Origin of the sequence: Metamycoplasma sualvi (assembly GCF_045276925.1) — a bacterium.
GTDB lineage: Bacteria > Bacillota_I > Bacilli_A > Mycoplasmatales > Metamycoplasmataceae > UBA710.
In genome coordinates, this window is sequence record NZ_CP174167.1 from 120,324 (window position 1) to 142,998 (window position 22,675).

The 22,675-nt window shown below is 21.2% G+C and carries 19 protein-coding genes, 2 tRNA genes and 1 other RNA gene; 10 read left to right on the forward strand and 12 right to left on the reverse strand.

What is annotated here, in order from left to right:
• Nucleotides 1–95: 95 nt before the first annotated feature.
• On the forward strand, nt 96–1,877 hold the full coding sequence (locus tag ACJA29_RS00565; RefSeq protein ID WP_406602690.1) for a UU173 family protein: 1,782 nt from the start codon (nt 96–98) through the stop codon (nt 1,875–1,877).
• Nucleotides 1,878–1,988: 111 nt separating this feature from the next.
• On the opposite strand, the gene ileS is transcribed toward ACJA29_RS00565, so the two are convergent.
• Nucleotides 1,989–4,646, reverse strand: coding sequence for an isoleucine--tRNA ligase (gene ileS / locus ACJA29_RS00570; protein WP_406602691.1), 2,658 nt, complete (start codon nt 4,644–4,646; stop codon nt 1,989–1,991).
• Nucleotides 4,647–4,734: 88 nt separating this feature from the next.
• On the opposite strand from ileS, the gene ACJA29_RS00575 reads away from it, so the two are divergent.
• Nucleotides 4,735–4,820: transfer RNA gene (locus tag ACJA29_RS00575), tRNA-Leu, on the forward strand.
• 285 nt (nt 4,821–5,105) lie between these two features.
• On the opposite strand, the gene ACJA29_RS00580 is transcribed toward ACJA29_RS00575, so the two are convergent.
• The gene (locus ACJA29_RS00580) at nt 5,106–5,711 is read right to left on the reverse strand and encodes a hypothetical protein (protein WP_406602692.1); all 606 of its coding nucleotides are present in this window, start codon (nt 5,709–5,711) and stop codon (nt 5,106–5,108) included.
• Nucleotides 5,712–5,866: 155 nt separating this feature from the next.
• On the opposite strand from ACJA29_RS00580, the gene ACJA29_RS00585 reads away from it, so the two are divergent.
• On the forward strand, nt 5,867–6,454 hold the full coding sequence (locus ACJA29_RS00585; RefSeq protein WP_406602693.1) for a hypothetical protein: 588 nt from the start codon (nt 5,867–5,869) through the stop codon (nt 6,452–6,454).
• A gap of 21 nt (nt 6,455–6,475) precedes the next feature.
• Here ACJA29_RS00585 and ACJA29_RS00590 read toward each other — a convergent pair.
• Nucleotides 6,476–6,566: transfer RNA gene (locus ACJA29_RS00590), tRNA-Ser, on the reverse strand.
• A 79-nt stretch (nt 6,567–6,645) separates the two neighbouring features.
• On the opposite strand from ACJA29_RS00590, the gene ACJA29_RS00595 reads away from it, so the two are divergent.
• The 3 genes from ACJA29_RS00595 to ssrA all read left to right on the forward strand — a co-directional run bounded on the left by ACJA29_RS00595 (nt 6,646) and on the right by ssrA (nt 8,356).
• Entirely contained in the window at nt 6,646–7,461 is an 816-nt protein-coding gene (locus ACJA29_RS00595) for an MAGa3780 family membrane protein (protein WP_406602694.1), read from the forward strand.
• A gap of 76 nt (nt 7,462–7,537) precedes the next feature.
• Entirely contained in the window at nt 7,538–7,969 is a 432-nt protein-coding gene (gene smpB, locus ACJA29_RS00600; protein ID WP_406602695.1) for an SsrA-binding protein SmpB, read from the forward strand.
• A 6-nt stretch (nt 7,970–7,975) separates the two neighbouring features.
• Nucleotides 7,976–8,356: a transfer-messenger RNA gene (gene ssrA, locus ACJA29_RS00605) on the forward strand.
• 40 nt (nt 8,357–8,396) lie between these two features.
• On the opposite strand, the gene mutM is transcribed toward ssrA, so the two are convergent.
• Genes mutM through ACJA29_RS00620 form a run of 3 tightly spaced genes read right to left on the reverse strand, consistent with a single transcriptional unit; the run spans nt 8,397 to nt 10,850 of the window.
• The gene (gene mutM / locus ACJA29_RS00610; RefSeq protein WP_406602696.1) at nt 8,397–9,275 is read right to left on the reverse strand and encodes a DNA-formamidopyrimidine glycosylase; all 879 of its coding nucleotides are present in this window, start codon (nt 9,273–9,275) and stop codon (nt 8,397–8,399) included.
• Entirely contained in the window at nt 9,214–10,065 is an 852-nt protein-coding gene (locus ACJA29_RS00615) for a deoxyribonuclease IV (RefSeq protein ID WP_406602697.1), read from the reverse strand. The genes mutM and ACJA29_RS00615 overlap by 62 nt, the downstream gene beginning before the upstream one ends.
• A complete protein-coding gene (locus ACJA29_RS00620; protein WP_406602698.1) occupies nt 10,065–10,850 on the reverse strand; it encodes a Nif3-like dinuclear metal center hexameric protein in 786 nt (261 codons plus the stop codon). The genes ACJA29_RS00615 and ACJA29_RS00620 overlap by 1 nt, the downstream gene beginning before the upstream one ends.
• Before the next feature lie 58 nt (nt 10,851–10,908).
• On the opposite strand from ACJA29_RS00620, the gene ACJA29_RS00625 reads away from it, so the two are divergent.
• The gene (locus ACJA29_RS00625; RefSeq protein ID WP_406602699.1) at nt 10,909–13,092 is read left to right on the forward strand and encodes an N-6 DNA methylase; all 2,184 of its coding nucleotides are present in this window, start codon (nt 10,909–10,911) and stop codon (nt 13,090–13,092) included.
• Between the two features lie 504 nt (nt 13,093–13,596).
• On the opposite strand, the gene rsmD is transcribed toward ACJA29_RS00625, so the two are convergent.
• Nucleotides 13,597–14,142, reverse strand: coding sequence for a 16S rRNA (guanine(966)-N(2))-methyltransferase RsmD (rsmD, locus tag ACJA29_RS00630; RefSeq protein WP_406602700.1), 546 nt, complete (start codon nt 14,140–14,142; stop codon nt 13,597–13,599).
• 62 nt (nt 14,143–14,204) lie between these two features.
• On the opposite strand from rsmD, the gene upp reads away from it, so the two are divergent.
• Nucleotides 14,205–14,834, forward strand: coding sequence for a uracil phosphoribosyltransferase (upp, locus tag ACJA29_RS00635; protein ID WP_406602701.1), 630 nt, complete (start codon nt 14,205–14,207; stop codon nt 14,832–14,834).
• A gap of 13 nt (nt 14,835–14,847) precedes the next feature.
• On the forward strand, nt 14,848–15,468 hold the full coding sequence (gene trmB, locus ACJA29_RS00640; protein WP_406602702.1) for a tRNA (guanosine(46)-N7)-methyltransferase TrmB: 621 nt from the start codon (nt 14,848–14,850) through the stop codon (nt 15,466–15,468).
• A 143-nt stretch (nt 15,469–15,611) separates the two neighbouring features.
• Here trmB and ACJA29_RS00645 read toward each other — a convergent pair whose 3' ends face one another.
• Both ACJA29_RS00645 and ACJA29_RS00650 read right to left on the reverse strand, forming a co-directional pair.
• Nucleotides 15,612–15,782: a hypothetical protein gene (locus tag ACJA29_RS00645; RefSeq protein ID WP_406602703.1), complete on the reverse strand. Its 171-nt coding sequence runs from the start codon at nt 15,780–15,782 to the stop codon at nt 15,612–15,614.
• 378 nt (nt 15,783–16,160) lie between these two features.
• Entirely contained in the window at nt 16,161–16,478 is a 318-nt protein-coding gene (locus tag ACJA29_RS00650; protein ID WP_406602704.1) for a hypothetical protein, read from the reverse strand.
• Between the two features lie 162 nt (nt 16,479–16,640).
• On the opposite strand from ACJA29_RS00650, the gene ACJA29_RS00655 reads away from it, so the two are divergent.
• Nucleotides 16,641–16,823, forward strand: coding sequence for a hypothetical protein (locus ACJA29_RS00655; RefSeq protein WP_406602705.1), 183 nt, complete (start codon nt 16,641–16,643; stop codon nt 16,821–16,823).
• A gap of 30 nt (nt 16,824–16,853) precedes the next feature.
• Here ACJA29_RS00655 and ACJA29_RS00660 read toward each other — a convergent pair whose 3' ends face one another.
• The 3 genes from ACJA29_RS00660 to ACJA29_RS00670 are packed head-to-tail and all read right to left on the reverse strand — an operon-like array spanning nt 16,854 to nt 22,630.
• Complete coding sequence (locus ACJA29_RS00660) at nt 16,854–19,493, reverse strand: hypothetical protein (RefSeq protein ID WP_406602706.1); 2,640 nt, start codon at nt 19,491–19,493, stop codon at nt 16,854–16,856.
• Entirely contained in the window at nt 19,480–21,369 is a 1,890-nt protein-coding gene (locus ACJA29_RS00665; RefSeq protein ID WP_406602707.1) for an SNF2-related protein, read from the reverse strand. Before ACJA29_RS00665 ends, ACJA29_RS00660 begins: the two co-directional genes overlap by 14 nt.
• Nucleotides 21,356–22,630, reverse strand: coding sequence for a hypothetical protein (locus tag ACJA29_RS00670; protein ID WP_406602708.1), 1,275 nt, complete (start codon nt 22,628–22,630; stop codon nt 21,356–21,358). The genes ACJA29_RS00665 and ACJA29_RS00670 overlap by 14 nt, the downstream gene beginning before the upstream one ends.
• Nucleotides 22,631–22,675: the final 45 nt, after the last annotated feature.

Sequence of the window (22,675 nt, forward strand, 5' to 3'; positions counted from 1 at the left end):
TTTTAATATTTATTATGTACTAAGATAGAATGTCATTTTACTATCTCATTTTATTATATAATTTTTATTAATATCATTCTATATAATCATTATTTATGAAATTAGAAAAAAAGATTACATATAAACAATTAGAATATTTATTGACTTGTCAAAAATATTTTGTATGACATAATAATTTTGAATTGGATTTACAAAATCTAGAAATAGATGATGAAAATAATTTATCAGATTCTTTTTGAGAAATATTAAGTGATTTTGATATAGATCAATTAGAGGAATATCAATATATAGAAATAATCAAAACAGGTTATGATTTAGTGCAAAAATTATTTATCAAACAAATTCAAAAAACATTTAAAGATAAAAATATATATATTATTAATGAAAAAAAACAAGAGCAAGCTTTCCAAAAAACTATGGAAATTTTAAATGATCCAAAAATTGATATTATTATTAATCCGACATTTATTTATAATGATATGATATCTAAACCCTCAATATATGATAAAACTAATCAATCATTATCTACATTATTACATAGTTCTAAATCAAAATTGAAAAACTATATTAGAGCTTATTTTGATTATAATGTTTGCCAAAAATTAAATATAGTTGTTAATGAATACTTATTTTACACTTATGATAATACCAAAGATTATTATCAATCTAATGATTTATCTTTTATATCTTCTGCTTATTGTTGAACTCAGAAAAATGGGCCATCTAATGGAATTAAAAAAACACTAAAAGAAAGTTCAAAAGACACAATTATTAATAAATTGATTTCGGGAAAAATTAAAACTATTAACAAAAAAGTAATAGATCCAATAACAAACAAAAAAGTATCTAAAGAAGTAATAGAAAATTCATTATATTTAGAAGATTTTGATCATTATATAGATGAAATTAGAAAAGCTCACAGTATAAAAAAATATCATGAGACATCAAAAGAAGATTTAACTAGTTGAGGTGCTAATGAAAATTTTATTAAAATTTTTAATTTTGATAAATATAATATAAAACCTTGTAGCGGAAATGTATTAAGTAAAAAAGAATTGTTGGAATTATCTTATTCAAAAAAGACTTTAGAAGATTTTGTAAAAGTAAATTTACCTCTAAAATATATTTTAAATAATGAAATAAAAATAGATTATGAAATTTGTAAAAAAGGATATATTGACAAAATAAAATCTAGTAAAGTTGTTTGATATGATTTTGAAGGTTTTTCAATGCCTTATGTTATATTACCTCATACCAAGCCATATCAACAATTAATTTTTCAGGTTTCTATAATTATTACTGAAAATGAAGAAATAATATATACTAAAAATCATGTAATTGATCCTCAAAATATTTCTGTTGATCATTTTATTGAGATAATTGATTTAATTTATCAACAAGATGCTAATCATTATGTTGTTTATAATAAAAATTATGAGCTATCTAAAATTAAAGATATGATTAATTTAATTAAATATAATGATGATAAAATTTATTCTCAATACAAACATAAATTTGAAGAAATCAAAGATAAAACTATTGATTTAAATGACCTATTTATGTGTAAATCTAAAGATAAAATACCATTGGTTTTCATTCCAGACCTTTGAGGGTTTTCTTCAATTAAAAAAATTGAAAATTATATAACTAATTCTAAAATTAATTTACCTATTATGATTTCTCCTTACAAATCTTTAAAAGTCCAAAATGGCTTAATGGCTATGAATAAAGCAATTCAAAGATATTTGCTTGCCATTGGAGATAAAGAATGAAATAAAGTAGTTGAAGATTTGAAAATTTATTGCGAAAATGATGTAAAAGCAATGATTATGGTTTATTATTTTGTAAAAGAATTGCTTGATAGAAACGAACATTAAATCTTCAATTATTTCAATAAAAATTTTTTTAATATTTATAAACAGGAAAATTACAATTTACAACTTAATAATTTTAAGGTTGTTATTTTAATTTTTTTATTTTACATTTATTTAATTGTTAATTACATTAGAACATCTAAAGCAAATATCATCTATCATTTCATTTTGTTCAAAATGATTTCAACATCTTTGACATTTTATAGAATTTTGGAACAATTCAACAGAAGTTTTGTTTCCAAACTCCACTTTTCCGACCATTAAAAGTTCTTTTAAATTTAAAGATTTAATAAATTCGCTATTAGTTGAAATGAAAACTTTTGCTTCATTAGATCTTTTAATTAAATTGTTTTGTATCTGTTCTTCAATCAATTTATATATTTCATTTTTTAAATCAAAAAATTCTTTTCAAACATCTTCCAATTTATTATCTTTTTTATTTTCTATTGAATAAAAGTTTTCTAAAAATATTGAAACTTTTTTATTATCTTTTAATAAAAATTGATATGCCTCTTCACATGTGGTTGGCAAAATAGGAGCTAAAGATATTAACAAGAATTCTAAAATATTATAAAAATTAAACTGAATCATTCTTCTTTGTTGATTGTCTTTTTTTTCAACATATAAAGTGTCTTTAGTTATTGATAAATAAAATGATGATAAATCTATAATGAAGTTATTAATATTTTTTATAACATTAATAAATTGATAATTATCATAATTTTCTTTTATAACGATTTTTAAATTATTTAATTTCTCATTAATTAAAAGATGAACACCATCCAGATCTATTTTTTGATATTGATAATCAGATAAATTAGATAATAGGAAACGAATAGTATTTCTTATTTTTCTGTACATTTCTGCACTTTGCTTGATAATATTTTCAGATATAGAAATATCATTAAAATATTCGCTATTGGCAACTCATAATCTTAATATATCAGCTCCATATTTATTAATGATTACCATAGGATCTATTCCATTGCCTAATGATTTAGACATTTTTCTTCCCTTTTCATCAATTAAGAATCCATGAGATACTATTGCTTTATAAGGAGCTTTACCTATATATGCAACTGAATTAATTAAAGAAGAATTAAATCATCCTCTATATTGATCACTACCTTCTAAATAAAGATCAAATGGAGGCTTAATATTTTCTACATCCACTGCTATAAATGAAGAACCCGAATCAAATCAAACATCCATAATATCTTTTTCTTTTTTTCAATTTAAATTTTGGTATTTTGCTGGTAACAACTCATCAACTGATTTTTCATATCAACTATTTGTTCCTTCTTTTGCAAAAATATTCATTAAATGATTAAATATTTCATCATTTAAAATAGGTTCATTATTTTCGTCATAAAAAATAATAATTGGCACACCTCATGCTCTTTGTCTAGAGATAGTTCAATCGTCTCTATTTTCAATCATATTAGATAATCTGTTATATCCTCAAGTCGAATAAAACTTAACATTTTTTAAATTATCTAGTATATTGTCTTTAATTTTATTAATTGAAACAAATCATTGCGGTGTACCTCTAAAAATAATCGGTTTTTTAGTTCTTCAATCATGAGGATATGAATGTTTAATAAATTTTAATTTTACTAATAAATTGTTTTCATCTAAAAATTGACCAATTGTTTTATTAGCATCTTCATAAAAAATACCTTTGTATTGACCTATGGCATCATTAATTGTTCCATCATCATTGATATGCATAATCATATTTAGATTATTTTTTTTACCAATAATAAAATCATCTTCTCCAAATAAAGGAGCAATATGAACAAGACCTGTTCCTGCTTCAAGAGTTACATGGTGACCAAAAACAACTGGGCTAATATTATTGTTTATTGGCGAAATATATTTAGTATTTATTAAATCTTTTCCTTTAATATTTTTGATAATTTCAAAATCACTTCATTCTCATTCTTTGATTAATTTGTCAATTAAATCTGTTGCTATTAAATGATTTTCATTATTATATTTAATTAAAGAATAATTAAAATCTTTATTAATTGCCACTCCACTATTAGCTATTAAAGTTCAAGGGGTTGTTGTTCAAATTATTAAATAATCATTTGGAGATAAAACATCAGATTCAATAACCTTAAATTTCACGAAAATCGAAGGTGAATGATGTTCTTGGTATTCAACTTCAGCTTCTGCTAAAGCTGATTGAGAAGTAGGGGATCAATATACTGGTTTTAAACCTTTATAGATTAAACCTTTTTGATATAAAGAATAAAATAATTTTAATTGCTCTATTTCATAACTTTTATCTAATGTTTTATATATTTTTTTAAAATCTGTAAATAATTGCAATTTCTGAAATTGAGATTTTTGAATTTCTATTTGCTCTAGTGCATATTGAGCTGCTTTTTTTCTTAATTCAATAATTGAAATATTTGTATGACTTAATTTCATTTCAGAAAGAATTTTATTTTCAATTGGTAATCCGTGTGTATCTCATCCAGGTATATATGGAGAATAAAAACCACACATTGTTTTATATCTAATTACAATATCTTTTAATATTTTATTTAAAGCATGTCCGGTGTGTAATGAACCATTTGCATATGGAGGGCCATCATGTAAAATAAAAGATTCATTATTTTTATTTTTAGCTAAAGCTTGTTGATATATGTTGTTATCTAATCAAAAGTTAAGAAATTGAGGTTCTTTTATATTCAAATCAGCTTTCATTGAAAAATCTGTTTGAGGCATATTTAAGGTTGATTTATAATCTTTTTTTTCCATATTGTTTAACATTCTCTTTTATTTATAATAATTAATATAATTAATTCTTATTATATATTAATATTATTGTATAATTTGGAAATATAAAGCCCGAATGACGAAATGGTAGACGTAGGGGACTTAAAATCCCCGGGCAGTAATGCCGTGCTGGTTCAAGTCCAGTTTCGGGCACCATATAAAAATAGCAAGGTTAGTATCTTGTTATTTTTTTTATTTAATAAAATAATGAATTTAAGATTTTTCAACTTTTAAAATTAGAAAACAAAAAGAGAATAACTATCTCATATTCTCTTTTTTAAATATTGAAAAATATAACATTAATTTAAAATCTATTTATGTTGAAGTAATTCCAGAACAAGGAATTAAAGTAAATGATTATTATTCATTCAAAATATAATTAAATAATTTTAGAGATTAAATTTATTACATCTAAACATAATAAAATAATTGAACCATTTATTAATTTGACACACTATTAGATTGTTTTCTTTTATTTCCACCTAATAATTTTTTAATAACTTCATAAACTATTCCTGCTATTGATCATAAAACCATACAAACAAATACAGTAATATATGAACCAAATGAAATTGCATTAGACGCAGTATTATTTGTTAATTGATAAAAAGAAGTTCAAATTTGATTATAATCTAATGAGAAACCATTACTAAATATAGATTTAAAAAAACCAGGATTGAAAACAGTAGTAATTGCATCTACAATTCATTTAATTCCAAACCCTGCAATAACAAATGAAAATAAAATCATTCCTACTCCAAAACATAAAGTTAATATTTTTCATAAAGATTTTTCTTTATAAAATCTAAACATAATTTTTATTGAATATCAAGTAATACCTAATATAGAAGATATAAAGAAAAAACATAATACTATTAAACTAATAAATGAAGTTCATCCTATATCAGCTGGTACATCTAGTACATTCACATTGTTTACAGTCTTATAAACTTTAGTATTAGCAACACAAAAAATAATTCAAACTACAAAAAACACAAGCAATGTAGTTACTAAAACAGATATATATTTTGTTAATTTCATTCTCATAATTACCTCCTATTTTAAATATATAAAAATATGAAAGCATAAATAAAACTAAAATCACTTAATAAAGGATGATAAAAGAATTACATTTTATATATTTACCTATTTACTTTATAATTATATCAAGATAGCAAGATAAATTAATATTATTGATTAAAATGAAGTATAAAAATAATTCAATAATTCATTCAATGACTATAGCATCTTTATTAATGGCTTTAATTATAATTTTTGATTTTCTTTTAGAAAATATAAAAATATTTAATTATTCTATTCAAGTGTTTTTAATATTTTATGCAATAGGTATTTTATGAATAAAAAACTGGCAAATAAATATTTTATTTTTTATTTTTTGTCCCATTATCTTATTTTTTATAGAACAAAATCCTTATATTATTAATTGAATTCAAGTGATTTATGAGTATTTTTTAGTATTTTATATTTTTGGTTTATTCTATATTTTCAAAATTCTTTTTGCAAATATTGATATAAAAAACAACAATAAAAATAAATCATTGGTAAATATTTGTTTCATTATTTTATTTACAATATTAATTTTTTTAAAATATGTTTTGCATTCTTTGGCCTCTTTAACATGATGAGGAAAACACTTTGTGCCCGCATTTCTTTTTAATATCCCATGATTAATTGTTAATTTAATAAATATTCCTATTTTAATTAGTATTATTTATCCTATTTCTTGATTAATTTATTATTATGAAATTAAACAAGAAAATTATTGATAATCAAAAAAAGCATAAAAAAAATGGCGGAGCAGAGAGGATTTGAACCTCCGCGGGGATTGCTCCCCCTAACGCGTTAGCAGTGCGTCCTCTTCAGCCTCTTGAGTACTGCTCCAAGACCAATTAAATTATATCAATTAAAATTATATTTAATTTAACTTAGATAATTAAATTCTTGATATAATAACACAATTATGATTATAATGGAAGATACAAGAAAAATACCAAAAAGTAGATTTTGATTACCTTTTACTTTTGGAATGATTGTTATATTAAGTACTGTTCTATTTTGTGTTTTAAATGGAGGGAGATGATTTGAAGCTGTAGATCCAAATACAAATGTTAAAGATGAGTTTATTAATGATCTTCATAGAGTATTTGGACCTTTTTATATGATTGGATACTTTACAGTTCAATCTAATTTAATTTTAGCTGTTGCTATGATTGTTTGAGCATGTATGCCTAAATCAGCAAGAGCATCATCTTTTTTCTTAAGTAGTGTTTCAATTATTACAATTACTTTTATTGCTTATTGAGCTTTATTAGCAAGAAGTGTTCCTGTTTATGAATGAATTCATCCTTATTCATTAATATCTAACGTTACTTTACATGCTTTAAACCCTATTTTAGGTTTTTCTTTAGCTATAGCTTTTAGAAAACATATTATTTTAGTTAAAAGAGTAGCTGGAGTTTGCTCAATGTATATGTCTTTATATGTTGCTTATTGTGCTATTTTATTTGGTGTAGGAGCAACTATTGAAAATAATGAAGTTAATGGAGCAACAATCTATTCATTTTTAGATTTCCAAAACATTTTATATATTAATTTAAAATCAATGCCTATTCTAGCAATTTTTATAGATGTTGTAATTTTAGTAATGGCACCATTCTTAATGATTTTAATAAATTATTTATGAGCAAAAGCATTGAGAGTTAAGTATATTGATGATTCTTACTTTGGATGAATGGAAAGAATTAAAACTAGAAATAGACTTAGAAAAATAAGATAATAAATTAATATAGTTTCAGCATCATAATAGTATTGTTATGATATTATTTTATTTGTTAGGATAAAATTAATTCATTATGTCAAAGGTTATCATAAAAAATAAATTTGCTACCTCTGATTATGAAATATTAGATAAATATATTGCAGGGATTGAACTTAAAGGATGAGAAGTTAAATCAATAAGAGCAAAAAATGTAATTTTAAAAAATTCTTTTTGTTCCTTTAAACAAAATGAATTGTTTGCATCTAATATTTGCATTAAATCATGAATGTTAGAAAAAAATGATGAATTTAGACCAAGAAAGTTATTATTACATAAAAATGAATTAATTAGAATTCTAACAAATGTTGAAAAATTTAAATGTACTATAATTCCTTTATCTCTTCTTTGAGAGAACAACAAAATTAAATTAGAAATTGCTGTTGCTAGAAGAAGAAATAAAGTGGATAAAAGACAAGCTATTAAAGAAAAAGATATTCAAAAAAGATTGAAAAAAATTATTATTTAGAATATTGGGGATGTAATGGCTTCGACAAGATTTGGAGATATTATTTGGCAGTGGTCTTGCAAACCATAATTGCTCTAGGCTTTTCAATAAACGGAAAAGAAAAACAATCAGAAGATAACATTAATTTATTATCTTCACAATCATCAAATCTAGTATTTGCTTAAGATTAGCAACTAGTTGCTCCTAATGATCCCTTTAAGTTAGATGAGTATCAATTAAGGGTATGTAAGTGGATTCAATTAAAGCTTAAAGAATAATTAATTGACTTTCGTTTTGTGTTCTTGTTTGTTCTAGCAAAACAGAACAGTATTAAAGAATAATCTAAACTGTAGATAAATAATATTATTTAAATTTTGGACCGGGGTTCGACTCCCCGCATCTCCACCATATGAGTTTTCGCCAAATTACATTAATTATTAATAAACATTTATTTTTGACATTTAGGACAATAGAAGGTGCTTCTAGATTGTTGTTTAATCCTTTTAATAGGATAATCACAATTAAAGCAATTTTTCTTTTCACGATAAACCACTTTTAAGAATTTATTGAATTCACCTGTTTTATTTGGTCCAAAGCTAAAAGTATGAATAGTAGTACCATTGTATTCAATTGCTTTTTTCAAAATTTTTTGTGATGAATTAATTATTCTTTGGATATCTTCTTTACTTAATTTATCTGCTTGAACTAGAGGATTAATTTTTGCATCAAACAAAATTTCAGAAGCATATATATTTCCAATACCACTTACAATACTTTGATCTAACAAAAAACATTTAATATTCTTTTTAGATTTTTTAGATTTATTGTACAAATAATTCAAATTAAAATCTTCATCTAAAGGATCTAGAGCAATTTTGTTTAATTCTTTTAATTGATCTAAATTTTTCGTTAGATAAAAAGTACCAAATTGCCTAGAATCATTATATGAAAGAATCTTGTTATTAGATAATTGAAAAATTAAATAATCATGTTTTCTATTAATTAAATCATGATCTACAAAATATTTTCCTTCCATTCTTAAATGACTAACCATGTAAGCATCATTAGATAAAACAAAAATTAAGTATTTCCCCTTTCTAAAAATATTTTTTAATATTTTATTTTCTAGTTGATCTTTAAATTCTTTTAATGAAGCATTTTTAAGAAACTTTAAATTTTTAACATCAATTGCTAAAATTTTTTCTCCTAATATTTCTTGTTTTAAATAATTAATAACTGTTTCAACTTCTGGTAATTCTGGCATTTTATTTCATTCCTTTCTTAATCATAGCAATTTCTTGTTTATATAAACTTCTTCCATCAACATAAGGAGTTTCTAAAATAATAGGAATATTATCAAAAGAAGGATGATTGGCAAAATTAATTAAAGCTTTTTGACCTATAAATCCTTGACCAATATTTTCATGACGGTCTTTATGTGAAGATAAATCATTTTTAGAATCATTTAAATGAATTACTTTTACTTTAGATAATAAATTCAATTCTTCTAATTTTTGTAATAATTCTTGACCTGAATTATTTTCAAAATCATTTTTTAAATCAATACCAGAGTCTCACATATGACAAGTATCTAAACAAATTCCTACCCTATCTTCATTAATTAAAGATATCAAAGTTTGCAATTGATTTAAGGAAGTACCTATTTCAGTACCTTTTCCAGCCATTGTTTCTAAAATAATTTCTACATCATTAGTTTTATTAATAATTTCTTTAATATTTTTAGCTAAATGTTCTAGTGAATCATTAATATCTTGTTTTAAATATGCGCCAGGATGCAAAACAAGATATTTAGCTCCTATTTTATTCATTCTAGCAATATCATCTATTAAAAATTGTTTAGATCATTCTGATTTTGAAAGATTAGCTAAATTCGCAATATAAGGTGCATGAACAACAATATCTTGAGGAGGAATAATATCTTGATATTTTGCAAAATACTCATCTAATTGATATTTATCAATACTAACTCTATTAGAGTTTTGAGGAGGGCCCAAGTAAATCATCATAGTATTAGCACCATTTGCTATACTTTCTTTAATGCTATCTACTAAGTAGTTAGGAGATTTAAATGAAACATGAGAACCTATTTTAAGCATTAATATCCTTTAACAAAGTCTTCTTCTAAATACTTAACAACTTTAATATCATTTTCAAATTGTTCAATCAATAAATCACCTAAATATTCCACGACAATATCTTCTATTTTATGTGGAATAATAATGAAATTAATAGATAAAGAATTTAGTAATTGTTGTTCATTTCATTTGATATCTGAAGTAATTAATAAATCAACTTTATCTTTTTTATTTTTTTCTAAAAAATCATAAATATCTCCAGCCCCAGGATAAAAAGCAAATTTATCAATAATCATATCTAATTTGGTAAAAGCATTAGTTAGAATAGTGTTGATATTTAATTTGTATTTAATCAGCACTATTAAATCTAATAATTGTTTGCCATATTTAACAACTATTGATGAATTATAGTTTTTATGAATTGATTGCTGTAATTCTAAGTGCTTCAAAATTTGATACGCAGTACCATGTTTATCTTGATCTAAATTTGTATGAACAGAATAAACTGCTATTTTATTATCTGTTAATTTTTTTACTAATTCTTTTTTTGTAAAGTCATATGCATATATAGTATTTCAAGATTTAGCAAATTTAAAAGGATGATAAGAAATAATTAAATCTATTTTTTCTTTAATCGCTCTTTCCATCACATTATAATTAACATCTAAACAAACCAGCACTTTTTTAATTATCTTGTTAGGCAATTTTAAAGAGTAACCTGGAAAATCTCATTTTTGAGCTTTATTCAAAGGAAATTTTTCTTCAAGAAAATTTATAATGTCATTTTGATTTATTTTTACATCCATAATTGTAATATTTTAATTTTTTTTTAATAAAATTTAATTATTTTTTAGGAGTTTAATAATGAAAAAAGACAATTTATTTGTTAGAACCGAGAGAGAGAGAGAGAGCAATTGGCATTCTAAGACATATGAATATGAAATTGTTCAAGAGTTTACAAAAATATTAGATTTACCAAATAAAACAGATGGAACAATATTTATTTATAAGTCCAATGAAAAAGGTATTTCTAAAAAACCTGATGGTTATTACTTTGCAAATGGTGTAACTTTTATCTTAAATGCAAAAGCTCCAAATCAAAATTTTAATCAATCACAATTAAATGATTATATGAGATTAGAACAAAATGAAAATTTTGTTGGTTTTAATTATTCAAGAAAAATTTTTGAATGTTATATTAATGGTAAATTAGAAAAATCTGAAATAGAACCAAAGAATTTTAAATATTATCTAGATAAATATTTTAGGCACATTAGTCCTAAAACAAATCAGGAAATAGTAAATAATGTTTCTAAAAAATTGGCCAATCTTTTTAGAGATTCTTTAATTAATAAACAAATGAATGTTCCTTTTATTGGAGCTATTATGCTTTGTTTAAAATTTAATGAAACTATTGATAATTTTATTGGAACTAACACTACGAATACTTTGCAATTAATTAAGGAAAATATTGATTTAATTATTTCAGATACACCATTATCTAAAAAACAAAAAAAAGAATTTCTTAAAATTGTTTTAGGTGATCCTACTTTAAAAAAAGCTAGATACTCAGACATTTTAAACATAATTTCAGAAATTTCTAAAATTTATAATTTTATTAATGTTTCAGAATTTAAAGGCCATGATACAATGAATAATTTTCTAAAAATATTTAGAAAATGAAATTCCGCAGATTCTCAAGAAAAAGGTCAAGTTTTTACTCCAGATCATATAGCTAAATTAATGTATAAATTAATAAATTGTTCAAAAGATGACATTATTTTAGACCCAACTTGCGGATCAGGAACTTTTTTAACTAATTCATTAGCTTTAATGTTAAATGAATCAAAATCTGAAGAAGAAGCTATTAATATTAGAGAAAATAATTTGATAGGAATAGAATGCGATGATTTTAATGCTACTTTGGCCGGTATTAACATGATGCTTCATGGAGACGGTTCAAGCAATATTTTTTGCGATGATTGTTTTAAAAAATTACCTACTATTAAAAATTGTTATAACAAAGTCTTGATGAATCCGCCTTTTAGTCAATCAACTCCAGAATTAAAATTTGTATTAGAAACTTTGAATAATTCTCAAGAAAATTCTTTAATAGCTGCAATTTTACCTAAAAGTATTGGTAAGAATAACATTCAATTAGAATTAAAAAAAGAATTATTAAAAAGACACTCTTTAGAAAAAATTGTATTACTTCCAGAAAATCTTTTTTATCCAACCGGAATTGCTACAGCTATTTTTGTTTTTAAGTCATATAAAAAACAAAAAAACAATATTGAACAATATGATTTTAGTGATGATGGTTTTAAAATATTAAAACATCTAGGAAGAATTGAAAAAAATTTTGAAGAAAAATATAATGAATTTTTCAAACAAAAACCAATTATTATTACTTTAGAAAAATATAATTCAAATTGAATTTCTTATGATAATTTAAATGATCTTGAATTAAGTAAACTTGACTTTATCAAAAGTAAACTTGACTTTATCAAAAGTAAACTTGACTTTATGATAATAAATAAAGACTTAAAAGAAGAAATAATAAAAGGAAATGGAAAATTAAATTTTAATATTTCTGTAAGTAATAAGTCCTTAGATCAATCAAAATGAAAATCTTTTAAATTAAAGGATATATTTTCAATATCTAAAACAAAGGATGCTTCTAAAATTGAAGAAATAGGTCAAATTCCATATATTTCAAGAAAAGGACAAAATAACGGAATTGCTGGATATAAGAATGTATCTAATAATTTAATTGAGTCTAATTCAATTACTATACATAGTGAATGAAATAAATATTTAATTGCTTTTTATCATGAAGGTAATTATTGTGCTGATGGAAAAATTGTTAAATTAGAAAATAAAAATTTGAATCTTCCAATAGGATTATTCATTATAACTATATTAAATAAAACTCCATCAATTGATTATCGTTTAAGCACATTAAATGAAATAGAAATAAATTTACCTGCAAAAAATGATAAACCTGATTGAGAATATATGGAAAAATATATTGAAAATAAACTTTAATTTATTTTTTTTGATGGTATTTAATGATTTCTTTTTTTATATGAACAATATAAGAAAATTTGATTTAAATTTATAAAACCTTTGCAAAAAATATCAAATATTTTTAAATAAATATAAAACTATTTATTTTTATTGAAATGATATTTTTATAAATTTTTTAAAGTTTTAAAAAAGTTTTTATGATATTTTGCTTTTTAAAAGTAAAAAATCTATTTAACTTAGTTAAATAGTAGAATTGAAAAATAAGTATTGATTAGATACTTGTGAAGTTTTTTGCATAGTATCTAAGATAATTCATGAATGCTAAGTTCTCTGCAAAGAGAACTGTGCATATATATGTGCACAGTTTTTTTTCTTTGAAAAAACTTGTTGGCAAGAAAGAAAAACAAAAAAAATAAAAAAAGAACAAAAAAATTTTTATCATTACGATAAGTTGGCTTTGACTAAAATGAAATTGTTAAAGCTTGATAAAAATAATTTATATAAAATTAAAAACATCTAAATTTAATCTATTCAATTAATGAATATAAATTTTGTTTTACCATAAATTCTTTCATCAATAATAATCAATTCATTAGGAGTATCTATAGTAGTGTCAATATTTGTTTCAATAATTATTTTTCCATATCTTTTTAATAATTGATTTTTAGCAATAAGACCTAAACATTGTTTTAGTACATCTAATTTATAAGGTGGGTCTAAATAAATAAAATCAAATTGAATATTTTTAGCATGCTCTAAATAATTCAAAGAATCCATATTTTTGACTTCCATATTATTAATATTTAATTTTTCTAAGTTTTTTTGAATTATTGCAAAAGCTATAGGATTTTTTTCAATAGCTATAGCTTTAGTAGCACCTCTAGATACAGCTTCAAAACAAAAAGCACCAGAACCTGCAAAACAATCTAAAACAACACTGTTTTCAATATTATTTTGAATAATATTAAAAAGAGCTTCTCTTGCTCGATCAATAGTAGGTCTTGTAATTGATAATGGAGGTTGTTCAAGAATTCGTGAACGATATTTTCCGGCAATAATTCTAAGCATATTTTTATTTTAAATTATAATTTAAATAAAATATATTAAATAATAATGAGGAATTAGCAATCGTGGTAAAAGTCAATGTTTTAGATCATCCTTTAATAAAAATTAAGTTATCTGTTTTAAGAGATAAAAATACAAATCATACAGAATTTAAAGCTAATTTAAATGAAATAGCATCTTTAATGGTTTATGAATTATTAAGTGATTATAAACCTAAAGAAATATGTATTGAAACTCCGACAAATTCAAAAACTATAGGGAAATGCTTTGACAAAGAAATTGTTATTGTTCCAATATTGAGAGCAGGAATTGGAATGGTAGAAGGGATTAAATTATTATTACCTCAAGCAAGAGTAGGACATATTGGTCTTTATCGTGATGAAAAAACATTAGAATCTCATGAATATTTCTATAAAATGCCTAATGTTCCAAAAGATAGTGTAATTATTGTTGTAGATCCTATGTTAGCAACAGGTGGATCAGCAATTGATGCTATTAATAAATTAAACAAAGATGGATTTTCAAATATTAAAATGGTTTCAATAGTGGGGGCTCCTGAAGGAATTAATAATTTAAAACAAAAAGTAAAAAATGTAGATTTATTTATAGCAGCAATAGATGAAAAATTAAATAAAGATGGTTACATTATTCCCGGTTTAGGTGATGCTGGAGATAGAATTTTCGGTACCAAATAATAATATATAAATTATGAGATTAAGAAATGATCCTAAAGCTAGAGAATATTTAGAAAATTCTCAATATTTAATAGAAAATTTTCCTATCATTTTAGATGAAAATATTATTCTTGAAATAGGTATGGGAAAAGGTGAAATGTTGTGTGAAATGGCAAAATTAAATCCTCATAAAAAATTTATAGGAATAGAAAAATTCCCTACAGTAGCTGCAAAAGCTGCTAAAAAATTTAATGAGAATAATTTAAAAAATATCTTTATTATTAATAAAGATTTAGATTCTTTATTTGATCAATTTCAAGGAATGGTTAATGAAATATGATTAACATTTTCAGATCCGTGACCTAAAAAAAGACATTATAAAAGAAGATTAACTTATAGAAAATATTTAAATTTATATAAAAATTTATTATCATCAAATGGAATTTTAAAAATAAAAACAGATAATGATTTATTTTTTAATTGATCATTAGAAGAGATTGATAATTTTAAGAGTGCAAAAATAATATATCAAACAACTGATTTACATAATAGTGATAAGAATAACACCAACATTCCTACAGGTTATGAAATTAAATGATCATCAAAAGGGAAAAATATTAATTATATGGAAGTTGTATTTACAAATGAAGATTAATTAGATTTTATTCATTATTTTTTTATTAATTATTTTTTAAAATTTATCTTGCTAATCTAAATTATTATTAATTTTATAATGCTCAATTATTAGAATTTAATTATTTCATTTTTGTTTTAATTGAATATCTTAATAAATTATTATTAATTTTTTAACTCTTTTTGAATACTTGACAATAATTTGATTTGATTCACATCTTTTTCAAGAACATTTAAGCGATATTCAATTTTATCCAATCTTTGAACAAATGAATTCAATAATTCTTTTAATTGTTCTAATTGCTTTTGAGAAAAACCATTATCTTTAGATTTCATTTTGTTTTTATCTCCCTTGATTAGTATTTTATAAGAATTGATAATGATTTATTTTTTAATTGATCATTAGAAGAGATTGATAATTTTAAGAGTGCAAAAATAATATATCAAACAACTGATTTACATAATAGTGATAAGAATAACACCAACATTCCTACAGGTTATGAAATTAAATGATCATCAAAAGGGAAAAAACATTAATTATATGGAAGTTGTATTTACAAATGAAGATTAATTAGATTTTATTCATTATTTTTTTATTAATTATTTTTTAAAATTTATCTTGCTAATCTAAATTATTATTAATTTTATAATGCTCAATTATTAGAATTTAATCATTTCATTTTTGTTTTAATTGAATATCTTAATAAATTATTATTAATTTTTTAACTCTTTTTGAATACTTGGTAATGATTTGATTTGCTTCATATCTTTTTCAAGAGCATATAAACGAGATTTAACTTCATTCATATCTTGTTTTAATTCTTTAATATCTTTAACAATTGGATTCAACAATTTTTCTAATTGTTCTAATTGCTTTTGAGAAAAACCATTATCTTTAGATTTCATTTTGTTTTTATCTCCCTTGATTAGTATTTTATAAGAATTTTTATTTTCCTCTAAAACTTCAATGATCAGATCATTGGATAAAGATAAATATTCATTAAGTTTTTTCTCACTAATTGTAATAATCATAAGTAAATTTTATCAATTCTAAATTTAATTATCATAGAGAAATTTTGTTATTAAAGGATTTTTAATATTTCAAGAAGTTCAGTTTCCTACTTAAAAAACAATTCTAATTTTATTTCCTTTATCTTTTATTTTTATTAAATTTTAAAATCTACTTTACTTTTATTGTCATTAAAAATAAAAACAGATAATGATTTATTTTTTAACTGATCATTAGAAGAGATTGATAATTTTAATAGTGCAAAAATAATATATCAAACAACTGATTTACATAATAGTGATAAGAATAACACCAACATTCCTACAGGTTATGAAATTAAATGATCATCAAAAGGGAAAAAACATTAATTATATGGAAGTTGTATTTGCAAATAAAGATTAATTAGTTATTTTAGATTTTATTCATTCTTCTTTATCTTTTTGAGAACCAAATAACATATTAATATTTTTTACATAATAAATATTTAGATTCAAAAAATTTAAATTTTTAATATTAAAATTAATTTTAGAAACATTAAATATATTTTTTATGATTTCTTCTAAATCATTTAATGATACATATTTTTTTTCTTTTACTATTAATGCTAATTTATTTTTAAAATTAATAGAATTTTTTTCTCTAATAATGTAGGAATTATCTAATTTTTCAAATTTTAATTTTTCATTTTTTCTATTAATAAATTTACAAATTCATTCAATATCTATTCAATCTAAAATATTTTTACAATTAATATCATCTAATATAGAATCTAATAAAAAGTATTTTTCCTTTGTTAAATTTAAAGATAAATATTCATTCATTTTCTTTATAAAATCATTCAAATCTATATTAGATTTATTTTTGAAATAATCATAACTAACAACCACGGTCTCTTTAATTTGAATAACATCTAAAAATTTAAATATATTTTGTAATGAAGATTCTAAATTTTTATTTTGATTATAAAAGAAGGATAATTCATTTTTATATATTCCATTTGTTTGAATTATTTTTTTAATATTTTCCATAAAATTAAATGAATTTTTACAAATATATTTATTTTTGTATATAGTAAAATTTAACTCTTCTAGTAGTTTTTTATTTTTATACTTATTATCAAAATTATTTTCTACTAAAAAACTTTCAAATTCAGATATATCAAAATATTCTAAATTTTGAAATTTATTAATAAATAATGATTTAAATTCATTTATTTTCAGATCTTTGATTTGTTTCGAATATTCTCAATCATCTGAACTAGTATTTATATTTGCAAATTTATAATAATCATAATTAATTGTAGAAATTGCAACATTAGACTTAAATCCGTAATCTTCTTCTAAAATCTTATAAAAAACATTTTTAGTTAATTTATTTTTTTGTATTAATTCACTAAAAAATAAATCTTTGTTATTACATTTGATCATAATTATAGGCATTTTTAAGAAAATTATGTTCTCATTGTTTGTTATTGATTTTTTTAAAAAATTATGTAATTCATATTCATTATAGATATTTAAAACTTTCATAAAATTTTTATATTTATTAAAGAAAAAATGAGAATTGTATACACCTTCTTTTTCCGTCAAAATTTTTTGAATTAGACTTACAACAACATCTCAATCAATGGATTCATAATTATAATATCTAACATTTCTATTTCTAGAAAAAATTAAATTATCTTGTCTAGATAAATATGATTCAATATTTCTAGTTAAAGATTTTTTTTCTGATTTTTTTAAATCATATTTATTTATAATGAAATCTGATATATCATCAATGCTTGATATATTTTTATTATTTTTAATATATTGATAAGAATCTATTAAACATTTTTTTCTAATATTTGCTTCATTAGAAAGTGGAATTTTATATTTTAAAGTTGATTTTTCTATTTTTTCTTTAATTTCTAAAGATAATAAATTTCAAATTAATGATAAAAATTCTTGTTCGGATTTTAATTTAAAATTTAATTTTTTATATAAATTTTTAAATATAGTAGAAATAGTGAATAGGTATTGATATGATGTTTTATCTAAATTGGAAATTAAATTAAATAAGTTGAAACTAATTTTGTATTCTAAAAAATAAGGTAAATATTTATCCTCAAAAACGATTGGTATTTCATCAATTGAAGATCAAAATTCATAATTTAATTTTAATTGTCTTTTTTGAATATTTAAATATAATTCATATCATAATTCTTTGTAATGTTTTGCGTAAAAAACACTATTGTTATTCAAAATTTTATTCATTAATTTTGAGTTTTGAAAAAATATTGAGAAATTATTTTTTTTAAAAAAATTTCTCTGAAGATTAGATGCATTATCAAAATGTAATTCAAGCAAATCTTGGCAACAAAATTTTATATTAGCTAATTGAAATATTTTTCTTTTAAGAAATATATATTTTGAATATTCTGGATTTAAATTATATTCTTTAAAAAAATCTTCACAATTATTTATTAGTTCTCGAACATTTATATTTTTTGAAATCTTATTTTCTAATTTATCATAAAAATAAAAATTAAATTTAAATAATTTTTCGTTCATTATATTTGTATCTATATTTTTCATAAAATTTCATGCGTCATTACAATTTATATAATTTGATAAATTAAAATTTGTACAGAAAAAATATGAATAATATCAAGAATTAAGTCATCGTTTATAAAACGAATCATCCATTACTACTTCATTATTTACAATTGAGAATAATTTAAATTCAAATAATATATTTAATATTTCATCTATTTCTTTATTTTCAAATTTATAGTTTTTTATTAAAAATTCTTTTATGTAAAATTCAAATTTTAGTTTATCTCATCTTCTTTTTAAATTTAATTCAAATGAATAAATAAAAAATCAAATAGATATTATAAATTTTTTATATTCATGCAAATTCTCTTCATCAATCTCTAATTTATTTGGAAAAAAATCAAAAAAGTATGTGTATTTTGGTTTAATATCAAAAAAATATCTATTTTCCAATAGTTTTCTAAATATTATATAAAAAGGTATTTTTTTATTGTTGTTCATTTTTTATATCCTTTATTATTTCTTCCACAAATTTCAATGTAGAGAACTTATTATCAAAACTTTCAATATAATCAGAATTAATAATTTCATCCATTAATATTTTTTTGTTTTGTATTGCTCATCAAATTTTTTCTTCAATATTTCCATATTTTTTGTTAGAAATAAAATAATAATATGTAGGAATTTCATTGTTGGTTATTCCCAATCGATGTATTCTATCTTTAGATTGTAAAAAATGAACTAAATTGTAAGAAAAATCTAAATAAATAGCATGATGACAACTTTTATGTAGTGAAATTGATTCAGATAAAGTTTGAGGATTAGTTATTAGAACTGAACCATGATCATTTCTAAATTCACTTAAAAATTTTTCTCTATCTTCAATACTAACATCACCTTTGATAATGTAAGAATGAATGTTTTCTTTCTTTAATTCATCTCTTAATTTATGCATAGGAGAAACAAAAGTTGATCAAACAATAACATTTAATTTTTTATATGTTAATTCTTTTATTAAAGCAATTACTTTTGACATTTTTGTTGAAGAAATTTGATTAAAAGAAATATTTATGTTGTCATTATTCATTTTTGATAATTGATTTTTAGTAAAATTTTCATCTTCTTCAAAATCTATTTCCTCAGATTCTTCAAGATCTATTTCACTTAATATAGATTTTTTTAATAAAGAAGGATCAATAAGTGATTGTAATAATCTAATAAATAGCAAAAAATTAGATTTACTATTTTCTTTTAAAATTTGATTATACACTTTATCTTCTTCTTCGGTTAAATCATATTTAATTATCTTATCTGGATTTTGCATAGGTATATTTAATTTACTTTTTGTTGTTCTTACATAAAAATAATTTAATTTATTTTTAAATTCATCTTTTTCATAATAATTTAAATTTCTTAAATCTTTTTGAGTATATTTTCAAAAAGTGTCATATCAAAAATGATGTAACATTTTTAATTGTGTGTAAATATCTTGAATTCCATTGGGTATTGGAGTTCCACTTAATAAAGTTTTATATTTAATATTTTTAAGTAAATCAAATGAATTAATAAAAGATTTACTATTTTCATTTTTTATGTTATGAGATTCATCGATAACTAAATAGCCATTGTTGTCCTCTAAAATATAATTTATAATTTTATAATTCTGTTTCTTAGTAGAATCCATTTTTTGTATATCTTTATAAGTTAAAAATATAAAGTCATAATTTTTTATAATTTCTTTGACAATACTAGGAAAATCTTTTAAAGATTTATCTAAAAAATTTTTTTTAGTAAATATTTTGGGATTATCTTTATTAAGGCATGCAATAAACTCATCTTTTCATGAGATTAAAGAACTTTTTGTACCAATTATGATCAAAAATTTTATATCTTTCATTTTTTTTAAATATGCATATGTAGATAGCACAGTAGACGTTTTGCCTGAACCGGGAGAAGAGAAATTTGCTGATTGTTCTAATTTATAATGAAAAAAAGAGTTAAAAATTTGATGATCTTTCAATTGTCTCTTAATATTATTATCTAAAAAAGTTTTGTATTCTTTAAATTCATTAGAATTTTCATACTCATTTTTAGAAATATTTATAACCTTATTAAGATCTTTATTAATTATATATTTAATAAAATTGTCAGTTTCTATATTTAAATTATTTTCTTGTAGTATATTTATAATTTTAAAAATTTTACTTTTTTCTGTAATTATAAATAAATTATTATCAACTTTATTATCTATTATGATTTTAAATATACTATTAATTGATAATTTTAATTTTCTATAAATATTTTCAAGAATATTTTCATCAATATATAAATAAAAATTATTATTTTTTTGATATATCTTTACATTAGAATTGTCCATTTGAATCTTTCTGCATTATTTTTTCTATATGATTTTTTTTGCTGTCTAATTCATTAACTATAGTATTAATTATTTTATAAATTTCTTTTAATCTAGAAGGATCACTAGCATTCATTTCTTCAAGTTCATTTCAATGTTGTGACAAGGAAGCTATTTTTTTAGAAATTATTTTTAAAATGCCATCAATTTTATCTTTTTCATTAGAAATAAGATTATTTTGATTTAAATCATGATAATTAGATTTTAAATCATGAAGTAACTCTTTTTCTTTTTTTAATTCAGATTCTAATTTTTCAAAATCGGATGCCTCATTTTTATCTATAATTTCTTTAATTTTTTCATGCAAATCTTCAGAATTTGATATAAATAAATCTCAATTATTTTTATCCTTTTTATGTGAAGAAGTGCACAATTCTCTTATAGATTTTGAATCAGCATCTGGTGATTCACACAAAATATAATCAAAAGCAATTTGTTTCATTGTATTCTGTTCAGATTTTGAATTAATTTTATTTAAAGATTTTCATATTTCTTTAAAATGTTCTAATTTCTTCTTTTTCTTTATTATGTCTCATTTTAAGTCTTTTTTAATATATACCAAATATTCTTTCACAATCTCAATTTGATCAATAATTTCTCGAATTTCTTTTTCTGTTATATTAGAATATTTTGAATATTCTTCTATTGTTAATTTTTTTTGTAAAGATACAACATTATATATATCCATATATCTATCTGTTATGTCATAATTTACTTTTTCATCTTTTGCCAATTGGATGTTTAATTCTAATTGTTTAATTATTTTTTCATCTACATTATCAGAATTAAGAATAAAAGCATTAAAATATTTGTATTCTTCTTGATTAGGATTTTCTTGATTTAATTCTAAAAGACATGTAAATCTTCTATTTCCATCAATAACAGTTCCATCTAACAACACAATACCTGGTTCTTGTTGGCCAATAAGTTTAATATCATTTTTTGTTTTATCATGAGATTTTTTATCTGAATTAATAATTTCATTTTTAATTTCATTTTTAATTTCAAGTTCATTCAATGAATTTATTTTATTTTCATTTTCTATAAAAAATGTTGCAATTCTTCCATTTTGCAAATTATATTTTAATAGATCTAAAGGTATTCTAAAAACAGAACTATTAGTATTATTATTGTTGTATTTTTTTAATATTTCAGGAAGTTTTCTATTTTCAATTTCTTTGCCATTTTCATAAATATCTAAAATTTTTCCATTAATATTCATTGTTTAACCTTTCAACTATTAAAAATATTATATTAAAACTGTGTA